This is a genomic window from Frateuria sp. Soil773, from assembly GCF_001428405.1.
Taxonomy (GTDB): domain Bacteria; phylum Pseudomonadota; class Gammaproteobacteria; order Xanthomonadales; family Rhodanobacteraceae; genus LMSL01.
In genome coordinates, this window is the sequence record NZ_LMSL01000016.1 from 73,853 (window position 1) to 90,894 (window position 17,042).

16 protein-coding genes are annotated in these 17,042 nt (G+C 71.4%); 5 read left to right on the forward strand and 11 right to left on the reverse strand.

The genetic code is table 11. The annotated features are described in order from the left end of the window. Nucleotides 1-63: 63 nt before the first annotated feature. Entirely contained in the window at nt 64-1,020 is a 957-nt protein-coding gene (locus ASG87_RS07660; protein WP_082582827.1) for a LysR family transcriptional regulator, read from the reverse strand. Between the two features lie 142 nt (nt 1,021-1,162). Here ASG87_RS07660 and ASG87_RS07665 point away from each other — a divergent pair, with 142 nt between their 5' ends. After that, nucleotides 1,163-2,353 (forward strand): MFS transporter, encoded by a 1,191-nt coding sequence (locus ASG87_RS07665; protein ID WP_056003278.1) that lies wholly within the window; start codon nt 1,163-1,165, stop codon nt 2,351-2,353. 54 nt (nt 2,354-2,407) lie between these two features. Here the strand turns inward: ASG87_RS07665 and ASG87_RS07670 are convergent, their stop codons facing one another. Together ASG87_RS07670 and apbC are read right to left on the reverse strand one after the other, a co-directional pair. After that, nucleotides 2,408-2,845, reverse strand: a complete 438-nt coding sequence (locus tag ASG87_RS07670; RefSeq protein ID WP_082582828.1) for an NADPH-dependent FMN reductase — start codon at nt 2,843-2,845, stop codon at nt 2,408-2,410. A gap of 614 nt (nt 2,846-3,459) precedes the next feature. Then, complete coding sequence (gene apbC / locus ASG87_RS07675; protein WP_056003281.1) at nt 3,460-4,554, reverse strand: iron-sulfur cluster carrier protein ApbC; 1,095 nt, start codon at nt 4,552-4,554, stop codon at nt 3,460-3,462. Between the two features lie 170 nt (nt 4,555-4,724). Between apbC and ASG87_RS07680 the strand changes: the two genes are divergently transcribed. Together ASG87_RS07680 and ASG87_RS07685 are read left to right on the forward strand one after the other, a co-directional pair. Next, entirely contained in the window at nt 4,725-5,171 is a 447-nt protein-coding gene (locus ASG87_RS07680; RefSeq protein WP_056003284.1) for a DUF2147 domain-containing protein, read from the forward strand. A 146-nt stretch (nt 5,172-5,317) separates the two neighbouring features. Further along, entirely contained in the window at nt 5,318-5,785 is a 468-nt protein-coding gene (locus tag ASG87_RS07685) for a DUF2147 domain-containing protein (protein WP_056003287.1), read from the forward strand. A 16-nt stretch (nt 5,786-5,801) separates the two neighbouring features. Here the strand turns inward: ASG87_RS07685 and ASG87_RS07690 are convergent, their stop codons facing one another. The 5 genes from ASG87_RS07690 to ASG87_RS07710 form a co-directional block, all read right to left on the reverse strand. Next, on the reverse strand, nt 5,802-6,596 hold the full coding sequence (locus ASG87_RS07690; RefSeq protein WP_056003290.1) for a DeoR/GlpR family DNA-binding transcription regulator: 795 nt from the start codon (nt 6,594-6,596) through the stop codon (nt 5,802-5,804). Beyond that, a complete protein-coding gene (locus ASG87_RS07695) occupies nt 6,593-7,240 on the reverse strand; it encodes an HAD family phosphatase (RefSeq protein ID WP_056003293.1) in 648 nt (215 codons plus the stop codon). Before ASG87_RS07695 ends, ASG87_RS07690 begins: the two co-directional genes overlap by 4 nt. Further along, on the reverse strand, nt 7,237-8,403 hold the full coding sequence (locus ASG87_RS07700) for an MFS transporter (RefSeq protein WP_056003296.1): 1,167 nt from the start codon (nt 8,401-8,403) through the stop codon (nt 7,237-7,239). The genes ASG87_RS07695 and ASG87_RS07700 overlap by 4 nt, the downstream gene beginning before the upstream one ends. 425 nt (nt 8,404-8,828) lie before the next feature. Further along, a complete protein-coding gene (locus tag ASG87_RS07705; protein ID WP_157510947.1) occupies nt 8,829-11,846 on the reverse strand; it encodes a glycoside hydrolase domain-containing protein in 3,018 nt (1,005 codons plus the stop codon). Nucleotides 11,847-11,946: 100 nt separating this feature from the next. Next, nucleotides 11,947-12,933 (reverse strand): multidrug resistance efflux transporter family protein, encoded by a 987-nt coding sequence (locus tag ASG87_RS07710; RefSeq protein WP_056003301.1) that lies wholly within the window; start codon nt 12,931-12,933, stop codon nt 11,947-11,949. A gap of 142 nt (nt 12,934-13,075) precedes the next feature. On the opposite strand from ASG87_RS07710, the gene ASG87_RS07715 reads away from it, so the two are divergent. Next, nucleotides 13,076-13,711 carry a hypothetical protein gene (locus ASG87_RS07715; RefSeq protein WP_056003305.1) on the forward strand — a complete coding sequence of 212 codons (636 nt, stop codon included), beginning with the start codon at nt 13,076-13,078 and terminating at the stop codon, nt 13,709-13,711. A gap of 22 nt (nt 13,712-13,733) precedes the next feature. Here the strand turns inward: ASG87_RS07715 and ASG87_RS07720 are convergent, their stop codons facing one another. The 3 genes from ASG87_RS07720 to ASG87_RS07730 are packed head-to-tail and all read right to left on the reverse strand — an operon-like array spanning nt 13,734 to nt 16,137. After that, a complete protein-coding gene (locus tag ASG87_RS07720) occupies nt 13,734-14,048 on the reverse strand; it encodes a DUF6587 family protein (protein ID WP_056003308.1) in 315 nt (104 codons plus the stop codon). Further along, nucleotides 14,045-15,895, reverse strand: coding sequence for a ferrous iron transport protein B (feoB, locus tag ASG87_RS07725; protein WP_056003311.1), 1,851 nt, complete (start codon nt 15,893-15,895; stop codon nt 14,045-14,047). The genes ASG87_RS07720 and feoB overlap by 4 nt, the downstream gene beginning before the upstream one ends. Continuing rightward, a complete protein-coding gene (locus ASG87_RS07730; RefSeq protein ID WP_056003314.1) occupies nt 15,892-16,137 on the reverse strand; it encodes a FeoA family protein in 246 nt (81 codons plus the stop codon). The genes feoB and ASG87_RS07730 overlap by 4 nt, the downstream gene beginning before the upstream one ends. A gap of 112 nt (nt 16,138-16,249) precedes the next feature. Here ASG87_RS07730 and ASG87_RS07735 point away from each other — a divergent pair, with 112 nt between their 5' ends. Beyond that, entirely contained in the window at nt 16,250-17,041 is a 792-nt protein-coding gene (locus ASG87_RS07735; protein WP_056003317.1) for an enoyl-CoA hydratase-related protein, read from the forward strand. Nucleotide 17,042 lies beyond the last annotated feature (1 nt).

Here is a 17,042-nt window from a genome sequence, read left to right on the forward strand (position 1 = left end):
AAAATAGCGGATCGGCCGGGGGGCCGCCAGTCGAGCGGGCGCGCAGGCCGGGCCGGCGGCGCTTCAGCCGGGCGTCCGGCCGCGACGGCGCGGGGCCGGCGCGGCCGCGCCGCGATGCGACGGCGCGGCCACTTCCCCGCCCTGCGCCAGCAGCCGCTCTCCCACGAAATCCAGGAACACGCGCAGCTTCGGCAGCATGTGCCGGCCCGACGGCCACAGCAGGTGGAAGCTGCCGCGGGCAGTGGCGCAGTCGCCCAGCACGGGCACCAGTTCGCCGGCCGCCAGCTCGGCGCGCACCATGTGCTCGGGCAGGTAGGCGATGCCGCGGCCGCGCGTGGCGAAGCACACGCGCGCGTCCATGTCGTTGCAGACCATGCCGACCGGGGCCTCCAGCCCCGGCGGCAGCGGCCAGGGCTCCATCCGGCCGCTGGTGGGATAGCGGTAGTGCAGGCAATCGTGGTGCGCGAGGTCCGCCGGCGTGCGCGGCACGCCCTTGCGCGCGAGGTAGGCCGGCGACGCCACCAGCAGTCGGCGGAAATCGCCCACGCGGCGGCTGTTGAGGCGCGAGTCGCCCGGCTCGCCCACCCGCAGCACCACGTCGAAACCCTCCTCCACCACGTCCACCAGGCGGTCGTCGAAATCCAGATCCAGGTGCACCTGCGGGTAGGCCTGGGTGAAATCCGACAGCACCACCAGCAGCATGCGGCTGGCCAGCGGCAGCGCCACGCGCAGGGTGCCGCGCGGCTCGCTGGAACGGCTGGACAGCTCGGCCGCGCCCTGCTCCAGTTCGTCCAGAACGCGCCGGCAACGCGCCAGGAACAGCTTGCCCTCGGCGGTCAGCGCCACGCTGCGCGTGCTGCGGTGGAACAGCCGCACGCCCAGTTGCCGCTCCAGCCGCGCGATGGCCTTGCCCACGGCCGAGGCGGACACGCCCTGCTGCCGCGCGGTCTCCACGAAGCTCAGGCTGTCGGCCGCCTGCACGAAGGTCTGCAAGCCGCCCAGGCTGTCCACGGCATTCATCGATTGCGGAACTCCAGGTTCACAAAGCCACGAACTCTACCCGCCTTTTTCCGCCGGCGGGCGATATCTACCTTGATGCTCCCCATCCGTTGGAGCATCCCATGTCCCCGCATTTCCCCGTCGTCGCCAAGGAGGGCCGCGCATGAGCGCCCTCGACGACACCCTGCCCGGCCCCGCGCGCGAGGCCACGGCCGCGCGCCTGCCGATACCCGGCCTGATCGCGCTGGCCTGCGCGGCCTTCATCACCGTGCTTACTGAGTCCATCGTCGCCGGCCTGCTGCCGCCGATGAGCCGCGACCTCGGCCTGGGCGAATCCCTGATCGGGCAGCTCCTCACCGCCTACGCGCTGGGCTCGCTGCTCACCGCGATCCCGCTGGTCAAGCTCACCAGCCACCTGCCGCGCCGGCCGCTGCTGATGACCGCGCTGGCCGGCTTCGCGCTGGCCAACAGCGCCATGACCTGGACCGATTCGTACGCGCTGATGCTGGCCTCGCGCTTCGTGGGCGGCGTGGCCGCCGGCCTGCTGTGGGCGCTGCTGGTCGGCTACGCCAGCCGCATGGTGGCGCAGCACCAGCAGGGCCGCGCGATCTCGATCGCGCTGGTCGGCATCCCGCTGGCGATGACCCTCGGCATCCCCGCCAGCGCCTGGCTGGCGCAGCTCGTCGGCTGGCGCTGGGTGTTCGGCCTGATGTCGCTGCTGAGCCTGGCGCTGGTGGGCTGCTCGCGCCTCGTGCTGCCGCCGGTGCCGGGCGTGCCGGCGCAGCAGCGCGGCAACCTGCGCGAGGTGCTGGCGCGACCCGGACTGGCGGCGGTGTACGCGGTGATGCTGCTGGCCGTACTGGCGCACAACGCGCTGTACACCTACGTCGCGCCATTCGCCGCGCTGTCCGGTTCGCAGGGCATGCTGGATCGGCTGTTGCTGCTGTTCGGCGTGACTTCGGTGGTGGGCATCGTGGCCACCGGCGCGCTGATCGACCGCTGGATGCACGCCCTGGTCGCCGCCGAAATGGGACTGTTCCTGCTGGCCGCGGGAGCGATGGCGCTGTGGCCGGCGTCGCAGGTGGCGCTGATCGCCGGGGTGGCGACCTGGGGGCTGGGCTTCGGCGGCATGTCGGCCCTGATCCAGACCGCCGTGGTGCGCCGCTCCGGCGAACAGCAGGATCTGGCGCAATCGCTGGTGGTGGTCGGCTGGAACCTCGCCATTGCCGGCGGCGGCGCGGCGGGCGGCATGCTGCTCAGGAACGCCGGCGCGACGACCCTGCCCTGGCTGCTGGTGGCCCTGCTGGTGGCGACGCTGCTGGTGGTGCTGCCGGCGAAGAAGGCGTGGGCTTGAGGGCTACTCGCACGGCTCGCCGCCCTCGCGGTAAGAACGGCGGGCGGCGGGCCCTCAGGCCAGTTCGGCAGCCAGGTGATCCAGCGCCGCGCGCAGTTCGGCGCGGCGCTCCGCGCTGGCCAGCACCTGCTCCGCCGTGCAGCCCGCACCCGGCAGGGCCACCGGGAACGGCTGCGTGGACAGCAGCTCGGCTGACATGGTGCGCAGGATCTCGGCCAGCGCCTCCTGCGCGTGGTGCGAGCCGCGCGCCGACGCGTTCAGCAGCAGCACCGGCTTGCCCGGGAATTCAAGGCTGCCCACCAGCCAGTCCAGCAGGTTCTTGAACGCGCCGGGCACGCCGTGCGCGTATTCGGGACAGGCCACCAGCAACGCATCGGCCCGCCCCACCGCCTCGCGCAGCGCCAGCACCGGCGCGGGCAGCGGATCGCGTTCATCGTCGGGATTGAACAGCGGCAGTTCGCCCAGGCCGCCGTATAGCCGCAGCTCCAACATGGCGCGCCCGTCATTATTGTGAAAGCGGGAATCCCGTGCCTTCGGCCCTGCGCCGCCAAAGTCGCTGGACCCCAGCTTTCGCTGGGGTGACGCGGTGTCGAGGTGAGCCGGCGGTGGCGGTGGCGGTGGGCGATCGCCCGATTGTTCGTCATTCCTGCGCAAGCAGGAATCCGGCACCTTCGGCCCTGCGCTGCCAAGGTCGCTGGACCCCAGCTTCCGCTGGGGTGACGAGGTGTCGAGGTGAGTCGGCGGTGGCGGCGGGCGATCGCCCGATTGTTCGTCATTCCTGCGCAAGCAGGAATCCGGCACCTTCGGCTCTGCGCTGTCAAAGTCGCTGGCCCCCGGCTTTCGCTGGGGTGACGAGGTGTCGAGGTGAGTCGGCGATGGCGGTGGGCGATCGCCCGATTGTTCGTCATTCCTGCGCAAGCAGGAATCCAGCGCCTTCGGCTCTACGCCATCGAAGTCACTGGGCCCCAGCCTTCGCTGGTATGACGGGGTGTCGAGGGATGACGGGGTGTCGAGGCTTGCCAGTTGCCGCGCCGCCTCCAGCGCCGCGCGATTGGACGAGACCCCGCGCAGGCTGCCGCACAGGCACAGCACGCGCCGGAGCGCGCTCATGCGGCGGGGGCGCCCTGCACCACGATCTTGCCCAGCCCCAGCGACTTGTTGCGCGGCTGGCGCGACAGCCGCCCCGCCGCGTTGCGCGCGATCTCGCGGTAGCGCGCGGCCAGGTCCGAGTCGGGCATCGCCACCACCGTGGGCGTGCCACCGTCGGCCTGCTCGCGGATGCGGATGTCCAGCGGCAGCGAACCGAGGTACGGCACGTCGTACTGGGCCGCCATCCGCTCGCCGCCGCCCTCGCCGAAGATGTGTTCCTCGTGGCCGCAGTTCGAGCACACGTGGGTGGCCATGTTCTCCACGATGCCGAGCACCGGCACCTCGACCTTCTCGAACATCTTCAGCGCCTTGCGCGCGTCGAGCAGGGCGATGTCCTGCGGCGTGGTGACGATCACCGCGCCGGCCACCGGCACCTTCTGCGACAGCGTGAGCTGGATGTCGCCGGTGCCCGGCGGCAGGTCGACCACCAGGTAGTCGAGCGCCTCCCAGCGCGAGTCGGTGAGCAGTTGCATCATCGCCTGGGTGACCATCGGGCCGCGCCAGATCATCGGCGTCTCCTCGTCGACCAGGAAGCCGATCGACATCACCTGCAGGCCGTGCGCCGCCATCGGCACGATGCTCTTGCCGTCCGGCGAATGCGGCTTGCCGCCGATGCCGAGCATGCGCGGCTGGCTGGGGCCGTAGATGTCCGCATCCAGCACGCCCACCTTCGCGCCCTCCGCCTGCAGCGCCAGCGCGAGGTTGGCCGACACCGTCGACTTGCCCACGCCGCCCTTGCCGGAGGCGACCACGATGATGTTCTTCACGCTGGGCAGCGGCGCCAGCGTGCCCTGCACCTTGTGCGGATGGATGCGGCTGCCGACCGACACGGCGGCCGCCTCGATCGCCGGGTCCGCCTCCAGCGCCTGCCGCGCCCGGGCGGCCAGCGCGTCGGCCGCGCCGGCCGCGGGATAGCCCAGCACGACGTCCGCCGACACCTTCGCGCCGTCCACGCCGACGGCGCGCAGCGCATCGGCCAGCGGGGCGCCGGTGTGGGGGTCGGTCAGGTCGCCGAGAATGCGGCGGACCAGGGCTTCGTTCACCTGGGTCATGTCGGGAAGGCATCGTTTCGCGGGGTTGCCGATTATGCCAGCCCGGGCCCGCCCGCCGCCTGATGCAGGTCAGTGCGGCGCCGCGCCGGGACATTGCGCATTGCAGCTTGACGCTCCAGCGGCGTCTGGTCAGGCTCCGACCATACTGTTTCGTACGGGGAGGCAAGTCCATGAAGCACCTGTTCCGCCTGGCCGTCGCCGCCGGCCTCCTGCTCGGCAGCGCCGCGGCCTTCGCCGCCAGCGACACGCCGGTCGGCACCTGGAAGACCATCGACGACGCCACCGGCAAGCCGAAGTCGATCGTGCAGATCACCGAACAGAACGGCGAGCTGCAGGCGAAGGTGCTGCAGGTGCTGCAATCCGACGCCGGCCCGCATCCGGTCTGCATGAAATGCGACGGCGAACGCAAGAACCAGCCGATCGAGGGCATGACCATCATGTGGGGCGTCACCCGCGATGGCGACGTGTGGGACGGCGGCAAGATCCTCGACCCGCACAACGGCAAGACCTACAAGGTCAAGCTCAGCCTGGTCGACAACGGCAGCAAGCTCGACGTGCACGGCTACATCGGCTTCTCGCTGCTCGGGCGCAGCCAGATGTGGGAGCGCCAGGAATAGCGCCGCCCGCGCGCATTCCTTTCATCAAGGCGTCGCCGGCGCGGACCGGCGCCGGCCGCCTGCCAAACCATGACGCAGCGCATTGCGCCGCGCGGCGCCCAGCCGCCATCATTGGCAGCCGATATTCCGATCAAGGGAGTGAATCCATGAAACGCACGAAGCGTCTGCCGGGCCTGCTCGCCATGGCAACCGCCCTGCTGTCATGCAGCGGACTGGCCTGGGCGGCCAGCGACACGCCGGCCGGCAGTTGGAAGGTCATCGACGGCGACACCGGCAACGCCACGGCCATCGTGCAGTTGTCCGAAGTGGACGGCGAGCTGCGCGGCATGGTTTCCCGCGTGCTGCAGTCCGGCGGCGGCGCGCATCCGGTCTGCGCCAAGTGCCGCGGCAAGCTGCAGGACCAGCCGATCGAAGGCATGGTGTTCCTGTGGAACCTGCGCAAGGACGACAAGAACGACAAGGAGTGGACCGGCGGCAAGCTCCTCGATACGGACAACGGCAAGGTCTACAAGGCCAAGCTGGAGCTTTCCGACGGTGGGCGGAAGCTCGAGCTGCGCCGCTACAGCGGCCTGTCCATGCTCGGCCACAGCCAGGAGTGGCAGCGCACGCCCTGAACCGCCCGCGCCGGCCTCAGTCCGCCGGCGCCTCGGCGCGGTGCACGCTGACGCCCCGCGCGGCGAAGGCGGCGCGCACGGCGCGGCCGGCGTCGCGCTCGACCACCAGGTGATGCACGTCGCCGATCGCGGCGACCTGGTGGGTGGCCGAGCCGCCCAGCTTGTCGGTGGTCGCCACCACCACGGTCTCGCCGCTGGCCTCGACCATCGCCCGCTTCAGCAGGGCTTCCTCGCTGTCGAAGCCCCACAGGCCGCTCTCGGCGTCGATCGCGCACGCCCCTGGGAACGCCAGGTCGGCACGCAGCCGCGACAGTTCGCGCAGGGTCTGCGCGCCTACCGCGCCGCCGATCCGGCCGTCCACGCGGCCGCCGAGCAGCAGTACCTGGAAACCCTCGCGGTCGAGCAGCGCCAGCGCGACGTCGGGCGCGTTGGTGACGACGGTCAGCCCCATCCGCTCGGGCAGGGCCGCGGCGATCGCGGCGTTGGTGGAACCCGCGTCGATCAGCAGCACCTGCCCTTCGCGCACCAGCGTCGCCGCCTTGCGCGCCAGCACCAGCTTGCGGCCGACCTGCTCGCTCCGCCGCTGCCGCAGCGGCGCCGCGGCCACGGTGGCCGGCAGCGCGCCGCCGTAGACCCGGCGGCACAGCCCCTGCGCCGCCAGCTCGCGCAGGTCGCGGCGGATCGAATCCTCCGACACCGCGAACTCCGCCGACAGTTCGGCGGCGACCACGCGGCCGCGGCTGCGCAACCGCTGCAGGATCCATTGCTGGCGCTCCTGCGGCAGGGCGTCGGCCGGATTCGCCTTGCTCATGCCCCCTCCTCCCCGCGCACCCGCAGCAGGCCGGCGTCGCACAGCGCCGCGCGCAGGCGGGCGGCGTCGCGGAACGCTATCGCGTGCATGCCCAGCCGCCGCGCGGCCTCGACGTTGCGCGGCGCGTCGTCGATGTAGACCGTGCGCTCCGCCGCCAGGGCGAAGCGCGCCAGCAACAGGCGGAAGATCGCCGGGTCCGGCTTGCACAACCGCTCCCGCCCGGACACCACGATACCGCCGAACCAGTCCAGGAAATCGAAGCGCCGCAGGGCGATCGGGAAGGTCTCCTGCGACCAGTTGGTCAGCGCGTACAGCGGCACGCCGCGCCCGCGCAGTTCGCCGAGCACCGCGACGCTGTCCTGCAACGGCCCGCCGAGCATTTCCTCCCAGCGCGCCCGGTACGCCTCGATCAGCGGCGCATGCTGCGGATGCCGCGCGCTCAGGCCGGCGATCGCTTCGTCCCAGCCGCGGCCGGCGTCCTGCCGTTCGTTCCAGTCCTGCGTGCAGACCTCGGCGAGGAAGCGCTCCATCGCCGCCTCGTCGCCAGCGAAGAGCTGCCGGTACAGGTAGCGCGGGTTCCAGTCGATCAGCACGCCGCCCAGGTCGAACACCACCGCGTCGAAGCGGCCGGCCGGCGCGTTCATCGCCGCACCACCCGGGCCGAGGCCGCGACCAGCAACAGCAATCCAGCCACCGCCGCCAGCGCCGCCGGCAGGCTGCTGGCATGCGCCAGGAAGCCGATCAGCGCCGGGCCGCTGAGCAGGCCGGCGTAGCCGAGCGCGGTGACCGTGGCGATCGAGATCGCCGGCGCCACGCCGGGCAGCCGCCCGGCCGCGCCGAACATCACCGGCACGATGTTGGCCGCGCCCAGCCCCACCAGCACGAAGCCGGCCAGGGCGCTCGCCGGCCACGGCGCCAGCGCCGCCAGCAGCAGGCCGCCGGCCGCCACGCTGGCGCCCAGGCGCACCGCCAGCACCGGGCCGAACCGCTGGATCGCCCGGTCGCCGGTGAGCCGGCCGGCCGCCATCGCCACCGAGAAGCAGGCGTAGCCGATGCCTGCGGAAGCCGGCGCGAAGCCGCGGAAATCGCGCAGCAGCACCGCGCTCCAGTCCAGCATCGCGCCCTCGGCGAGGAAGCTGGCGAAACACAGCAGGCCGAGCACCAGCACGATGCCGCGCGGCAGCCCGAAGGCCATCGCGTGTCCGCCGTCGTCGCCGGCATCGTCGAACAGGCCGTTCCACTGCGCGGCCACGATGATCGCCAGCAGCAGCGCGATCGCGCCTGCCGCCACCGCCAGCGGCAGGCCGGCCGCCAGCAGCAGGCTCATGCCCGCCGCGCCGCCCAGGCCGCCGAGGCTGAACAGGCCGTGGAAACCCGACATCAGCGCACGGCCGGCCTGTTTCTCCACCGCCACCGCATGCGCGTTCATCGCCACGTCGACCGCGCCCAGCGTCGCGCCGAAATAGAGCAGGGTCAGGACCAGCAGCGGCAGGCTGGGCGCCACTGCCAGGCAAGGCAGCGCCAGGCACAGCAGCATGCCGCCGGTGCCGATCACCCTGCGGCAGCCGAAGCGGTGCACGAGCCAGCCCATCAGCGGCATCGCCACCATCGAGCCGCCGCCGAAGGCCAGCAGGGCCAGCCCCAGCGAGGCGTCGTCCAGGCCCAGCCGGCTCTTCGCGTACGGCACCATCGGCGCCCAGGCGGCCATGCCGATGCCGGAGACCAGGAAGATCAGCCGCGTGGCGCGGATGGCCGCCGGCAGGCGGTCGCCGCAGTCCGCGGCGCTGGAAAGTTCGCTGGCTTGCATCGCGTGCCCGATCCGAGAAATCAGGCATGAATATAAAAAATCATGCACAAACATGCAAAGGCGAGCGAGCCGTCCACCGCAGAACCGGATGCATGCGAAGGCGGCTCGATGTGCGCCGTCGAGTCGCTCCGCAAGCCGGCCGCATCCAGGCGAACCGGCGGCCATCGAGCGAGCCGCAGGCATCCCCGGCCACGGCGAAGCGGCATCACCGGCCGCTTCGCCCGCCCGGGCCGATCCGACAGGCCCAACCGTCAGCCGCAGTCAAAGTCTCCCAGGTATCCCCCTATGGTTGGGGGCGTCATCCCAGCGAAAGCTGGGATCCAGTGCCTCTAGGTATGGGGAAGGGCAAAGTCGCTGGATTCCTGCTTTCGCAGGAATGACGAGCGGGGGATTCCAGCCCGGCGGGGAGACTTTGAACAGACATCTCAACCCGCCGGCTCCAGCACCAGCAGCCAGCCCTTGCCCGGCTCCAGCGGGATGGCATCGCCCGGCTTGAACGACGCGGCCGGCTGGAAGCGTTCCACCGCCGGCGCCACCAGCCGCGCCGAGCCCGGCTTCAGCCCCAGCGCCTTCCAGTCGATGCGCAGCTTCACCGTGGTCCGCTGCGGCGCCCACGAGGCGAGCGCCACCAGCGTCTTGCCGTCGCGCACGTAGCTGGTCGCCAGCACGTCGTCGCGGCCGGTCTTGACCGGCGTGTCGTGCACCCACCAGCCGATCATCTGCGCCTGCTCGATGCCGAAGCTGTCCCACAGCTTCCACAGCGGCCGCGGGTCGCTGCCCTCGGACCAGCCGAGCCGGCTGGTCATGCCAAACAGCATGCCGCGCCACGGATTGCCGTCGTGCTGCAGCATCTCGCCCATCAGGCCGTACGGAATGCCGGACATTTCCGTGAGCCAGTAGCTGGGCGAGGTCTTCTCGTAGTCGAACTCCTCGCCGAACCACAGCCGGTCGATGTACGGGAACAATTCCATGTACAGCAGCGCGCTGTTGATGTAGCCGTCGCGCGGGTTGTACTGGTTGGCCGAATGCAGGTCGATCAGCGGATGCGGCCGGCGTGCCGCGAACACCTTGCGCACGCGCTTCATCGTGGTGCGGTCGTAGGCGACGTCGTCCAGGTACAGGCCGTCGATGCCGACGTTGCGCGCGAGCCAGTCCAGCCCCTCGATGTAGTAGTTGTGCCAGCGGCTCTGGCCGGCGTTGATCACCGCCGCATCGCGGTTCTCCGGCACGTGCCAGGCGGCGATGTAGTCGCCGTCCAGGTGTTCCTGCAGCCACGAGAAACCGCCGCCCTTGCCGGCACTGATCACCTCGTGGCCCAGCGATTCGAGCATCGGCAGCTCGGGCGCGCGGTCGGACACCTCGCGGATGGTGTCGTAGATCTTCACCTTCATGCCGCGCTGGTGCGCCGCCTCGACGTAGCCGCGCATCGCGCCAGCTTCGAGGAAGGGATAGTTGATCCACGGGTTGATCGGCGTGGCGTGGTGGATGTTCACCACGTTCGCGCCATCGGCCTTGATCGCATCCAGGTCGGCGTACTTGTGGAAGAAGCGCTCGGCGAAATGCTCCGCCGGCTTGATCGTCTTGAACGGCGTCACCCGCAGCACGAGGTCGTAGCGCAGCACCTGCCCCGCCGCCATCGTGCGCGGGCCGCTGAACGCCTTGACCAGGTAGCGCGCGCCGTCGCGCTTGAAGGTAATGCCGCCCTGCCCGCCGTTGTCCCACGACGCCGGCATGCGCAGCGGCTGCTGGTGGTAGAAGTTGGTGTTGAGCGGACGCAGGTAGTGTTCGTCGCGTAGATGGAACTCCAGCCCGGCGTTCACCGCGCCGATCCACGCGCCATCCTGGTTGCGCTGCACGTCCCACGTCCAGTTGAAGTCCGCCGGCGCGCGGCCGCCGGTGCGGCCGAGGCCCAGCTCGTATTGCGCGGCGTCGTTGCGCAGCGGGATCTCCAGCCGGATGTCCTTCAGCGCGACGGCCCGGCTGGCCTTCAGCGCGATCGCATAGTTGAGCGTGCCGTCCGCTTCGAGGCTGGCGGTCACTTCGCCCTGCAAGGGGCCCGCCTCGCCGGACGCCTGCCAGTGCACCTTGGCCGGGCCGTCGGCCTGCACCGGCGGCGGCGCGGATGCCTGCAGCGCATGACTGCCGCTGGCGTCCTGCACCAGCAACTGCATCGGCGCCGCGAGCAGGGCGCGCGGCTGCTTCGCGAAGCCGGTCATGCGCTCGTCGAAGCGGCTCTCGATCTGCGCCGGCAGGCCGCTGTTCGCCAGCGCCACGTCGCGTCCCAGGATGCCCAGCCGCGCGCCCCGCACCGTGATCGCGGTGAACGGCTTCACCAGCGCGTCGTCCTGCGCCAGCGTGGAGTTCAGCCAGCGCAGGCGGGTGAGCCTGGACGGATCGTCGTCGCCATGCGCCACCGCGGCTTCGGCAGCCACGGTGATCGCCAGCGGCACGGTCTGCGGCGGCTGGCCGTCGGCGCTGATCGTCACCTCGCCGCGATACATGCCCGGCTTCGCGTCCGCCGGAACGTCCAGCCCCATCCACAGCGGCTGCACGCGCCCCTGCGGCACGTCGACGCGCGCCGTGAACGGCCGGCCGGTGAAGTCGGTGCCGCCCAGGTTGAAGCAGGTGAGCGCGCTGGCAGGCAGCACGGCGCCACCGGGGCCGCGCAGGTCGGCGAACGCCACCTGCACGCGGTCGAGCGCGGCACGCGGCGCCCATACACCGATCTGGAAGCTCAGGTACTCGCCGCGCAGCGCCTTGTCGGCCAGTTCACCGCCGGGGCCGCGCTGCGCCCAGCGCTGCGGCAGCTGGTCGAACATGCGCACCGGGTTCGCGCGCGTCTCGGGAAACAGCCATAGCGCCTGCGCGGTATGCGCGGCAAGCAGTTGCCGCACTTCCGCCGGTGTCGCGATCCGCTCCATCGCGGTGTACGCGTCGAAATCGGTGACGCCCTCGTAGCGCAGCACCGTGGCCGACGGCAGCTTGCGCCATCGTGCTGCGTCGTGGCCCTGCCGGCCGGCCCAGTCCGCGGCGGCGGTGTCCTTCGGCGCGGCGTAGGTCACGGTCGGGTAGTTGCTGCGGCCATTGCTGATGTACGGCTGGTAATACACCGCGTAGACGCCGGCCTGGCGCGCCTCGAACACCAGCTCGCCGCTGGCCTGGTCGATCGCGCCGCGCAGCACGTTGGCGACCGGCTTGCCGTCCGGCCCGACCACGATCGCCGCCACCCGCTCCGGATGCGCATCGCGGCGCCGCCAGGGGATCACCACATGCACCGCCTCGGCCGGCCTGGCGACCTGCACCAGGTAGCGATGGTTGCCGTAGGCCGACGCATCCCAGCGCAGTTGCGTACCGCTGGCGAAGGTCTGCGGCTGCGCCCAGAGTGCCGCGCTGGCGCCCAGCAGCATGCCTGCCAGCAGGCAGGAACGACGTCGTTTGCTCATGGTTCGGAAAGCCCCTTGGATCGTGGATCGACATGGATATGTAACCCGATCGATCACGATAAACAAGTAAATGAACAAAATCGCAATCAATCGAAGACAATCAGGCGCTACGGTCGCTGCGCAGCGCGCGTACCTCCTCGTCGTGCCCGGCGGCGCCGCGGCCGCTGACCCAGCCGAACAGCGCGATGCCCACCACGATCGCCAGCGCGCCGGACAGGGCATAGCCGCGCGGCCACGCCTCGCCCAGGAACAGCACGCCGAGCAGGGTCGCGAACAGCAGCTCCGCCGCCTGCATCGCCTCCACCGCCGCCAGCGCGGTCGGCTCGCTGCGCACCATGTCGGTGGCGCGGAAGAACAGCACGGTGGCGATGGTGCCGGACGACAGCGCCACGCCGCCGGCCAGCCATGCCTCCCGCAGGGTCGGCGGGCCGACCGTGCACCAGGCGATCGCCGCGAACAGCAGCCACAGCGGCCAACTGCACAGGGTCATGCCGAACACGCGCTGCACGGCGTTGAGGCGCGTCTCGCCGCGCTCCAGGTGCAACAGCAGCTTGCGATTGCCCAGCGGATAGGCGAACGCCGACAGCACCACCGCGCCGATCGCCAGCCAGTCGCCCGCACGCAAGCGCCCCTGCGCGTGCCCCCATTGCAGCGCGAACACCCCGGCCACGATCAGCGCGCCGATCGCCAGCGTGCGCCATGCCAGCCTCGCGCGCTCGTCGCGGTAGATCAGCGGCGCCAGCAGCGGCCCGGCCAGCACCGTGGTCTGGAAGCTGCCGGCGACCAGCCACGACGGCCCGCTGCTGGCGGCCCAGGTCAGCGGAACGCCGAACAGCACGAAACCGACGCTGCTCCATAGCAGCCAACTGCGCGGATGCCGGCGCAGCTCGCGCGGCAGCTCGCCCAGCCCGCCCTGCATCGGCAGCACCGCGGCGAGCAGCGGCAAGGTGATCAGGTAGCGCAGGATCACCGCCCACGCCCAATGGCCGCCGCCGGCCACCAGGCTGCGGTTGAGCACGTAGGTGAGCGTGAAGAACAGCGCCGAGCACAGGGCGAGTCCCACGGCGGCGAGGGCGTTCGAGCGCATGGCATGGCAACCGCGAAGGGAGCCGCGAGTGTGGCAAATCGCGCCGCGCTTGCGTAGCGGCCGTCCGCTGCATCCGCTTCATCCGATCCGTGCGAGGATCGGGCACAGCATGCCAACGGAGCACCCCATGGCGGAGCACCCCATGAAGCCTTTGCTGAAACCGGCGGCCGTCCTGCTGCTCGCCTCGCTGTGCGCGTGCAACCGCGACACGCCCGCCCCGGGGGCATCGGCCGGCAACGCACCGGCGCCTGGCATCGCCCATGCGGACGACACCCATACCGACGCCCGCCTGGGCTTCTCGATCGCCCTGCCGGCCGGCATGGCGCTGCGCCACGACTTCCGGCGCAGCTACCTCGGCGACGGCTCGTGGAAGGCGTTCGCCCCGCCCGGCAGCCGGGGCACGCCGGTGCTGGCGCTGGTGCTGCAAGGCTCCAACGACATCACCGCGGCGGAACTTCGCATCGGCGTGAGCGACGACGCGGACGCCCTCGCCCACTGCACCGACATGCCGGCCAACGGTTCGCCGGCTCCCGCCGCCACCGAGCCGCACAGCGGCACGCCGTTCGCGCACTTCCGCGCCGGCGACGCGGCGATGAGCCACTACCTCGACGTGGAGTCCTACCGCGCGGTGAGGCGGCAGCGCTGCTACGCGATCGATCTGCTGGTCACCGGCACCAACCCGCAGGTCTACGACCCACCCGCCACGCCGCCGTTCGGGCGCGACGCCGCGCAGCGCAAGCTGCGGGAAGCCTTGGCCGGGTTCCGCTTCCTCGATTGAGCGGCGTCGGCGCGCGGCGCGCTCAGCGCTGGCGCGGACGGAAATCCAGCGGCATCCGGTCCGTCTTCGCCGTGGACGGCGCTGGTGCTGGCGCGCAGCCGCCGCAACTGCCGCAGCCGTCGCCGCTGCCGCAACCGCCGCTGCTGGCCTCGGCCGGTTGCAGCCGGCGTCCCAGCCAGCGCAGCGGCAACGACCGCCCCGGCCGGTTCCACGCGTGGGCGATCCGCCCGAACAGGCGCCGGCTGGTCTGCGGCAGCAGCTTGCGGAACGCGACGGCCGCACTGGCCATGACCGTGAGGCCGATCACCAGCGCCTGCACGACCATGAACACGTTCACGACAGCGCCCTCGCGACCTGGTAGGTGATCAGCGACGCCAGGTAGGCCAGGCCGAACAGGTAGCCGGCGGTGATCGCCACGTTGCGCCAGGAATTGGTCTCGCGGCGGATCACCGCCAGCGTCGACATGCACTGCGGCGCGAACACGTACCACGCCAGCAGCGACAGCGCGGTGGCCAGCGACCACTGCTGCGAGATCAGCGGCCCGAGCTGCGAGGCGACCGTATCGTCGCTGCCCGACATCGCGTACACCGTGCCCAGCGCCGACACCGCCACCTCGCGCGCGGCCAGGCCGGGCACCAGGGCGATGCAGATCTGCCAGTTGAAGCCGATCGGCGCGAACACGTAGTGCAGCGCCTGGCCGAGCCGGCCGGCCAGGCTGTAGTCGATCGCCGGCCCGGTGGCGCCCGGCGGCGGCCCGGGGAAGCTGGACAGGAACCACAGCAGCACGGTCAGCGCGAGGATGATGCCGCCCACGCGCTTGAGGAAGATCTTGGCGCGCTCCCACAGGCCCAGCGCCACGTCGCGCACGTTCGGCATGCGGTACGACGGCAGTTCCATCAGCAGCGCGTGCTCGCTCTTGTCCTTGCGGAAGCGCTTGATCACGAAGGCCACCGCCAGCGCGCTGACGATGCCGGCCACGTACAGCGTGAACAGCACCACGCCCTGCAGGTTGAACAGCCCCCACAGCGTGCGCTGCGGGATGAACGCGGCGATCAGCAGCGTGTACACCGGCAGCCGCGCAGAGCAGGTCATCAGCGGCGCCACCAGGATCGTGGTGAGGCGGTCGCGCGGATCGGTGATGCTGCGCGTGGCCATGATGCCGGGGATCGCGCAGGCGAAGCTCGACAGCAGCGGGATGAAGGCGCGCCCGGTCAGCCCTGCCTTGAACATCAGCTTGTCGAGCAGGAACGCCGCACGCGGCAGGTAGCCCGACTCCTCGAGGATCAGGATGAACAGGAACAGGATCAGGATCTGCGGCAGGAATACCAGCACCGCGCCGAGGCCGGCGAAGATGCCGTCGTTGAGCAGGCTGTGCAGCGCGCTGTCGGCCGGCAGCGCCGAGGTCAGCCAGCCGCCGAGCGCGGCCACGCCCGCCTCGATGCCGTCCATCAACGGCTGCGCCCACGAGAACACCGCCTGGAAGATCAGGAACATCAGCACCGCGAGGATGCCCAACCCGAACACCGGGTGCAGCGCCCAGCGGTCCAGCGCGTCGTCGATCGCCGCGGTGGCGCGCGGCATCGCCACCGTCGCGGCCAGCAGCTCGCGCACCTGGGCATGCAGGTCGGCGCGGCTCGCGGCATCGTCCGCCTGCGCCATGGCGGCCGGCGGCACCTCGCCGTCCACGCGCTCGATCAGCGCCTGCGCGCCGCCGCGCTTCACCGCGACGGTTTCCACCACCGGCAGGCCGAGCCTGCGCTGCAGTTCCGGCACGTCGATCACGATGCCGCGGCGGCGCGCGGTGTCCATCATGTTCAGGGCCAGCACCACCGGGCGGCCGAGCCGCTTCACTTCCAGCACGAAGCGCAGGTGCAGGCGCAGGTTGGTCGCGTCGGCCACGCAGACGATCAGGTCCGGCGCCGGCTCGCCCGGATACACGCCCTCGCACACGTCGCGGGTGATCTGCTCGTCCGGGCTGGCCGCGTCGAAGCTGTACGCGCCCGGCAGGTCGAGCAGGTGCAGCACGCGGCCGGATGGCGCGGTGAAGCGGCCCTCCTTGCGCTCGACGGTGACGCCGGCGTAGTTGGCCACCTTCTGGCGGCCGCCGGTGAGCTGGTTGAACAACGCGGTCTTGCCGCAGTTCGGGTTGCCGACCAGGGCGATGCGCAGGGAGCCGGCGCTCATGCCGCCACCTCCGTCCGTACCGTCACCCGTGCCGCTTCGCTGCGGCGCAGGGCGAAACGCGTCGAGCCGATCTGGATCAGCAGCGGGTCGGCGCCGAGCGGGCCGCGCGCCACCAGCCGCACCGGCTCGCCTTCGACGAAGCCCAGGTCGCGCAGGCGTTGGGCGATCGGATCACCGGCATGGGCATCATCCACGCGGTCCACCACGGCGGGCGAACCCTTGGGCAGGTCGGACAGGCGCACAGGCAACTACCTAAATAAGAATGGTTCGCATTGTAGCCTGTCCCGGCCGGTTCTGCAGCGAAGCCGTCGCGCGCGACTGTTTATGATGGACGCTTCCCCACCGGAGCCTCCGATGTCCACGATCCAGATCGCCGACCACGACGGCGTGCGCCACCTCACCCTGCAGCGCGCCGAAGTGCACAACGCCTTCGACGACCGCCTGATCGCCGAACTCACCGCCGCCCTCCAGGCGGCCGGCGGCGACGCAGGCGTGCGCGCGGTGGTGCTCGGCGGCGCAGGCGCGAGCTTCTCGGCCGGCGCGGACCTGAACTGGATGCGCGGCATGGCCGCCGCCGGCGAGGAGGAGAACCGGGCCGACTCGCTGCGCCTGGCCGCGCTGATGCGCACCCTGCAATTCCTGCCCAAGCCGACCATCGCCCGCGTCAACGGCGCGGCCTACGGCGGCGGCGTCGGCCTGGTCGCCTGCTGCGACATCGCCATCGGCGTCGACGGCGCCAAGTTCGGGCTGACCGAGGTGAAGCTCGGCCTGGTGCCGGCGGTGATCTCGCCCTACGTGATCGCCGCGATCGGCCTGCGCCAGGCACGCCGGCTGTTCCTCACCGGCGAGACCTTCGACGCCGCCGCGGCGATGCGGATCGGCCTGCTGCACCAGGTCGTCGCCGCCGAGGCGCTGGACGACGCGGTGCAGGCCACGCTCCGGCTGCTGGCCAAGGCCGGCCCGCTCGCGCAGGCGGAGGCGAAGCGGCTGGCGCTGGGCATGGCCGGTCTCGACGAAGCGCAGGCCGAGCGCATCGACCGCGACAACGCCGCCCTGATCGCCCGCCTGCGCGTCTCGGCCGAAGGCCAGGAAGGCCTCGGCGCGTTCCTCGCCAAGCGCGCGCCGGCCTGGTGCGCAACGGCCTGAA

What these genes read in the sequence shown, in the direction of transcription:
- ASG87_RS07710 (WP_056003301.1), bottom strand. Translation starts at nt 12,933, where the DNA reads ATGCGCTCGAACGCCCTCGCCGCCGTGGGACTCGCCCTGTGCTCGGCG.
- ASG87_RS07670 (WP_082582828.1), bottom strand. Translation starts at nt 2,845, where the DNA reads ATGTTGGAGCTGCGGCTATACGGCGGCCTGGGCGAACTGCCGCTGTTC.
- ASG87_RS07660 (WP_082582827.1), bottom strand. Translation starts at nt 1,020, where the DNA reads ATGAATGCCGTGGACAGCCTGGGCGGCTTGCAGACCTTCGTGCAGGCG.
- ASG87_RS07665 (WP_056003278.1), top strand. Translation starts at nt 1,163, where the DNA reads ATGAGCGCCCTCGACGACACCCTGCCCGGCCCCGCGCGCGAGGCCACG.
- ASG87_RS07700 (WP_056003296.1), bottom strand. Translation starts at nt 8,403, where the DNA reads ATGCAAGCCAGCGAACTTTCCAGCGCCGCGGACTGCGGCGACCGCCTG.
- ASG87_RS07680 (WP_056003284.1), top strand. Translation starts at nt 4,725, where the DNA reads ATGAAGCACCTGTTCCGCCTGGCCGTCGCCGCCGGCCTCCTGCTCGGC.
- ASG87_RS07715 (WP_056003305.1), top strand. Translation starts at nt 13,076, where the DNA reads ATGAAGCCTTTGCTGAAACCGGCGGCCGTCCTGCTGCTCGCCTCGCTG.
- ASG87_RS07695 (WP_056003293.1), bottom strand. Translation starts at nt 7,240, where the DNA reads ATGAACGCGCCGGCCGGCCGCTTCGACGCGGTGGTGTTCGACCTGGGC.
- ASG87_RS07690 (WP_056003290.1), bottom strand. Translation starts at nt 6,596, where the DNA reads ATGAGCAAGGCGAATCCGGCCGACGCCCTGCCGCAGGAGCGCCAGCAA.
- ASG87_RS07735 (WP_056003317.1), top strand. Translation starts at nt 16,250, where the DNA reads ATGTCCACGATCCAGATCGCCGACCACGACGGCGTGCGCCACCTCACC.
- ASG87_RS07705 (WP_157510947.1), bottom strand. Translation starts at nt 11,846, where the DNA reads ATGAGCAAACGACGTCGTTCCTGCCTGCTGGCAGGCATGCTGCTGGGC.
- ASG87_RS07685 (WP_056003287.1), top strand. Translation starts at nt 5,318, where the DNA reads ATGAAACGCACGAAGCGTCTGCCGGGCCTGCTCGCCATGGCAACCGCC.
- apbC (WP_056003281.1), bottom strand. Translation starts at nt 4,554, where the DNA reads ATGACCCAGGTGAACGAAGCCCTGGTCCGCCGCATTCTCGGCGACCTG.
- feoB (WP_056003311.1), bottom strand. Translation starts at nt 15,895, where the DNA reads ATGAGCGCCGGCTCCCTGCGCATCGCCCTGGTCGGCAACCCGAACTGC.